The organism is Streptomyces sp., from assembly GCF_036566765.1.
Classification (GTDB): Bacteria; Actinomycetota; Actinomycetes; order Streptomycetales; family Streptomycetaceae; genus Streptomyces.
The window spans coordinates 1-4,309 of sequence record NZ_DATCVQ010000036.1 but is presented as its reverse complement, the minus strand read 5'-3'; the positions used below and the strand labels follow the sequence as shown (position 1 = coordinate 4,309).

Genomic DNA, 4,309 nt, shown 5'->3' with positions numbered 1-4,309 from the left:
CGTACCTCGGCAAGGACGGCACGACTATCGTGATCCACGACCCGATGCACCCGGACGGCGGCACGATCTTCCGGCGGGACCCGACGACGCTCGACGATTACTGGGAAGGGTTGAACTGATGGCGGGACCTGCGGTGGCGGCAAGTGAGCTGCTCACCCCGGACGAGACGGGCCTCCTGCGACGCGCGCTCCTGGAATGGGGCGGCCCGGCGCGGTGCAGTGATCAGCTCGCCGTCGGGATGGGATTCGCCGGGTTCCAGGATCTGCTGGACCAGAGCGGGCGGATCCGCCGCGCCCTCGCCGACGACACGCCGCTCACCCCCGCGGACTGGGCCCGGACGCTCCTCGCCACCGAGATCGTCTTCGTCAGCGACCTCGCGGGCACCGGTTTCGAATGGCGCACGACCACCGGCCTCCCGGACGACGCCACGATCAACGCGCTCCGGTCGATCCAGCGCAAGCTGGGCAGGACGGTGCGCCCCTTCTACGCCACAACACCTTCCGACTGAGGGGCGATCGAGGCCGGTCTGTCCGTCCCGATCGAGTCCGTCCGTCTTGGCGACGAGGTCCTCGCGACCGACCTGGTCACGGGTCTGACGACCCTGCGCACGGTCACCCGTACCTTCACCGCTCACGACGACAGGCAGCTGATGAAGCCTGAACTGGAAGTACGGAGGGACGAGTCCGACAGCGGCCGGTACGTGTTCGGCGTCGACGAGGAGCAGTTCCACCTACTGCGCCGGAGCCTGATCGCCTACCTCGCCGCCGAGCCGCACCCCGTCGCACGGGAACTGGTGCTGGGGTCGGACCAGGCGGGGCTGGAAGCCGTGCTCCAGGCCGGACTGGAATACGCGGACGTGGTTCCCGGGCCGCTTCCCCTCACCTTCGACGAGGTGCGCGGGCTGTACGGGATGCTGCTCACCGTGGCGACCTTCTGGCCGGCGTCGGAGGAGGACTTCGTGCAGCGGGTCGGGCACTTCCGGGAGACGGTGAGGCAGCTGGCCGGGCTCCTGACCTGGGCCCTCAGGGAGGTCGGGTGAACCGCGTCCGCGTCGAGGCCGCCCCGGACGGGGGCGGAGGGGCGCTGTGCCTGACCGGCGCGCAGCACGACCTGCTGCGCCGATCAGCGCAGGTGTTCCTCTCGCTCGTCCCGGAGGGGCCGGGCCGGGATCTGGCGCTCGGGCCCGGCGGCGCGCAGCTCCCGGACCTCGTGGCTTCCGCGGGCGAGGAGGACGGCGACGGGTTCGTCCCGGTCGCCGTCACCTTCGAGCAACTGCACGCGGTCCACGCGATGCTGATGACGCTCCTGGTCCTCGTCCCGTCCGAGCTCTCCTTCATGCAGCAGACAGGTCACTTCCGCGAGAACGCCGCCGGGCTCGCGGCGGGCCTGCGCCGCGCCGCCGACCACCTCGCCTGATACGCCAACAGGGGGACCCAGGAAGGCGTTTGAGCACCGTGCATGGGTCCGTGGACCCATGACGGAATGATCGTGCAGTTGTTAGCGTCACGATCATGCGCATATCGTCGCCCCGATTCCCACGCCGAGTCCGCCGCAAGGTGCGCGAGGCGCTGCCCCGTACCGAGTCCCGGCTCCTCGGGCTGCGCAAGTCGCAGTCGGGTCAGGGGGCGTTGGAGTACGTCGGTCTGATCGTGGTCGTCGTGGCGATCGTGGGCGCGCTCCTCGCGACCAACATGGGCCCTCAGCTGGCGGACCAGTTCAAGGTCGCGGCGTGCAAGATCACGGGCGGCGACAACTGTGGCACCGGGGCGGACGACCAGGCCGACGGCGCGAGCGGTGACGAGCAGCCGGCCGGTGACAACGGCGACCAGCCCAAGTCCGAGGCGCAGAAGGACTACGAGAAGGCCGTCAAGGACCTCGACGACGCCAAGAAGGCGGAGAAGTCCGACACCGACAAGGCCAAGGAAGCCGCGAAGGAACTCGCGAAGATCCTGGCCGAGGAGCTCGGCATCAAGGCCGCGTTCGACTGCATCACCACGGGCAACCTGGATGCCTGCTCTGAGACGGTGCTCAACATCCTCTCCAGTCTCGTCGGCGGCGCGGTGGGCAAGCTGGCGGCGAAGTACGGCGCGCCGTGGAAGTGGAAGAAGGCCGCCGAGCTGATCAAGAAGATCAAGAATCACGGCGGCGACCTCTACGACGGCATCACCGGGGCCATCAAGAACCGTAAAAAGGTCAAGGAAGCCGAGAAGAAGCTCGAGGACGCGAAGAAGAAGCTCGACAAGGACAAGAAGGACAAGGAGAAGGAGGAGAAGCCCAAGGACGACTCCTGCCCGACCCACAGCTTCCTGCCCGGCACGCCCGTCCTGCTCGCCGACGGCAGCCGCCGCTCCATCGAGTCGGTCCGGATCGGCGACCGTGTCGTGGCCACCGACCCCGAGCGGGGCCGCACCGAGGCCCGTACCGTCACGGACGTCATCACCACCGAGGACGATAAGGAGTTCACCCGCCTCACGGTGCGGTGGGCCACCGGTCGCACGACGGCCCTCACGGCCACGGACACCCACCCGTTCTGGCTGGTCGACGGCAAGCGGTGGGCCGATGCCGGCACCATCGCCGTGGGCGACGAGCTGCGCACCTCCTCCGGACGGGCCGTCGAGGTCGTCGGCGTGGACCGCTACCTGCGGATGCAGCGCACCCACGACCTGACGGTCGAGACCGTCCACACGTACTACGTCGGCGTGGGCGGCACCGAGGTCCTGGTGCACAACCAGGACCCGGAGGAGTGCGCCAAGAAGAAGAAGCGCGAAGAGCGCGAGCACAAGCGGATGTCGGAGCGCCTCAAGAAGGTCATGGATGAGGCGAAGGCCGGCAAGTTCAAGAAGAAGGTCGATGGCTCCGACCCGAGGAAGAGCTACCACGGCCGTCTGGACGACTCGCTGGTGCTCGACATCCTCTCCAACCCCGAGGGCATCTACATCTCCGAGGGTCAGGAGGGCCGGATCATGTTCTACAAGAACGGCAACGTCGTCATCCTGGACGGCAAGGGCGCGACGATCGGCCAGGCGGTCACGGCGTACGGCAAGGACGGCCCGCGCGGCAAGTCGGGTGCCGAGATCTTCGGTGGCAGCCCGGACGACCCGGGCATGCCGATCACGGCCGAGCAGATCGAGCAGGGCAAGATGCGTACCACGGACGGCGGTTTCGCGGCCAAGGGCCGCAAGTTCAAGTTCTAGGCAGGCACGGAAGGCGGGGCAGGGTGTTGGGAGCACGGAGCGGCGGGCTGGTCCTTGACGGCGCGGAGTTCGCGATCGACGAGGGGCGTCCGCTTGCCGAGCGCCCGCGCCTCGCCCTGCTGGACCTGGACGTCAGCCCGACGCGCACCCCGGAGGAGCACGAGCGGCATCTCCTCGACACCTTCGGGTGCGGCGACTGGATCACCGCGGGGGAGGAGGAGCTCCGCTTCTCCTCTCGGGACCTCGGCCTGGTCAGCGCGTGGCTGAGCGTTCCCGTGGCCCGCCAGGAGGACGAGACCTCCGAGACGCCGCAGGGCTGGGCGGGGCGGACGGTGGTCCGGGGCAGGCTGACCGCGAGGGAGCGGGCGGCGTTCCGGATCCCGCCGACGGTGTCCCGCTCCTGCGAGGTCGACGCCGACGCGCTGGCCTGCTTCGTCGCGGGCGACGTCGCGGCGGACGCGGAGCGGCTCGGAGTCGAGGTGGCGGAGGGCCTGGAGCTGCTCTTCGCCGACGGCCGGTACGCGGGCTGGCTCCTGCGCGCCCCGGAGACGGCGCTCGGGCAGGGCGCGCCGGTGGGGGAGCGGGACGCCGCGCTCATGGCGTGGCTCGCCGCGTTCTACACCCTCACCGACGACGAGATCATCGCCGCGATCGAGCTCGACGAGGACCGCGAGGCCCTCGACAGGCTGCGCGCACTACGCGACGAGATCGACGCGTCCGACGACCCGTGGGGCGGACGCCAGGCCCTCCGCTCGTACCTGAGCACGTGGATCGAGACCCTCGACGACCTGATCTCCTAGGGAGCAGCGGGGTGTGCGGGCGGCTCGTCGCCGGTCGGCATAATCGAGCGCATGTCCGTTGACCAGGACCTCCGTCCCGACCCCCGTCCAGACCCCCGTCCCGAGCTCTGGCCCGACCGGGTGCGCCGGCTCCGCCTCGCCGCCCCCGCCCTCCTCGGCTACGCCGCCGTGCGGGTCGTCGGGATGGCGGTGCTCGGGGTGGCGGCGGCGGTGCAGGGGAAGGACGCGCTGCATCGGCTCATGGGGCGGTGGGACGCCGTCTGGTACGTGCGGATCGCGGAGAACGGGTACGGGCACGAGGTCACCCTGCCCGGC

Annotated in this window: 5 protein-coding genes and 1 pseudogene; all 6 read left to right on the top strand. The window is 70.0% G+C overall.

The window, feature by feature from the left end; translation table 11 throughout:
- Window positions 1-118 precede the first annotated feature (118 nt).
- The gene (locus tag VIU94_RS01775) at window positions 119-508 is read left to right on the top strand and encodes a hypothetical protein (protein ID WP_331906748.1); all 390 of its coding nucleotides are present in this window, start codon (window positions 119-121) and stop codon (window positions 506-508) included.
- Window positions 509-649: 141 nt separating this feature from the next.
- The gene (locus VIU94_RS01770) at window positions 650-1,039 is read left to right on the top strand and encodes a hypothetical protein (protein WP_331906746.1); all 390 of its coding nucleotides are present in this window, start codon (window positions 650-652) and stop codon (window positions 1,037-1,039) included.
- Window positions 1,036-1,416 carry a hypothetical protein gene (locus tag VIU94_RS01765; RefSeq protein WP_331906744.1) on the top strand — a complete coding sequence of 127 codons (381 nt, stop codon included), beginning with the start codon at window positions 1,036-1,038 and terminating at the stop codon, window positions 1,414-1,416. The genes VIU94_RS01770 and VIU94_RS01765 overlap by 4 nt, the downstream gene beginning before the upstream one ends.
- 95 nt (window positions 1,417-1,511) lie before the next feature.
- A complete protein-coding gene (locus VIU94_RS01760; protein WP_331906742.1) occupies window positions 1,512-3,194 on the top strand; it encodes a polymorphic toxin-type HINT domain-containing protein in 1,683 nt (560 codons plus the stop codon).
- A gap of 23 nt (window positions 3,195-3,217) precedes the next feature.
- Complete coding sequence (locus tag VIU94_RS01755; RefSeq protein WP_331906740.1) at window positions 3,218-3,994, top strand: hypothetical protein; 777 nt, start codon at window positions 3,218-3,220, stop codon at window positions 3,992-3,994.
- A gap of 51 nt (window positions 3,995-4,045) precedes the next feature.
- Window positions 4,046-4,309: pseudogene (locus tag VIU94_RS01750) on the top strand (hypothetical protein); the annotation flags it as partial.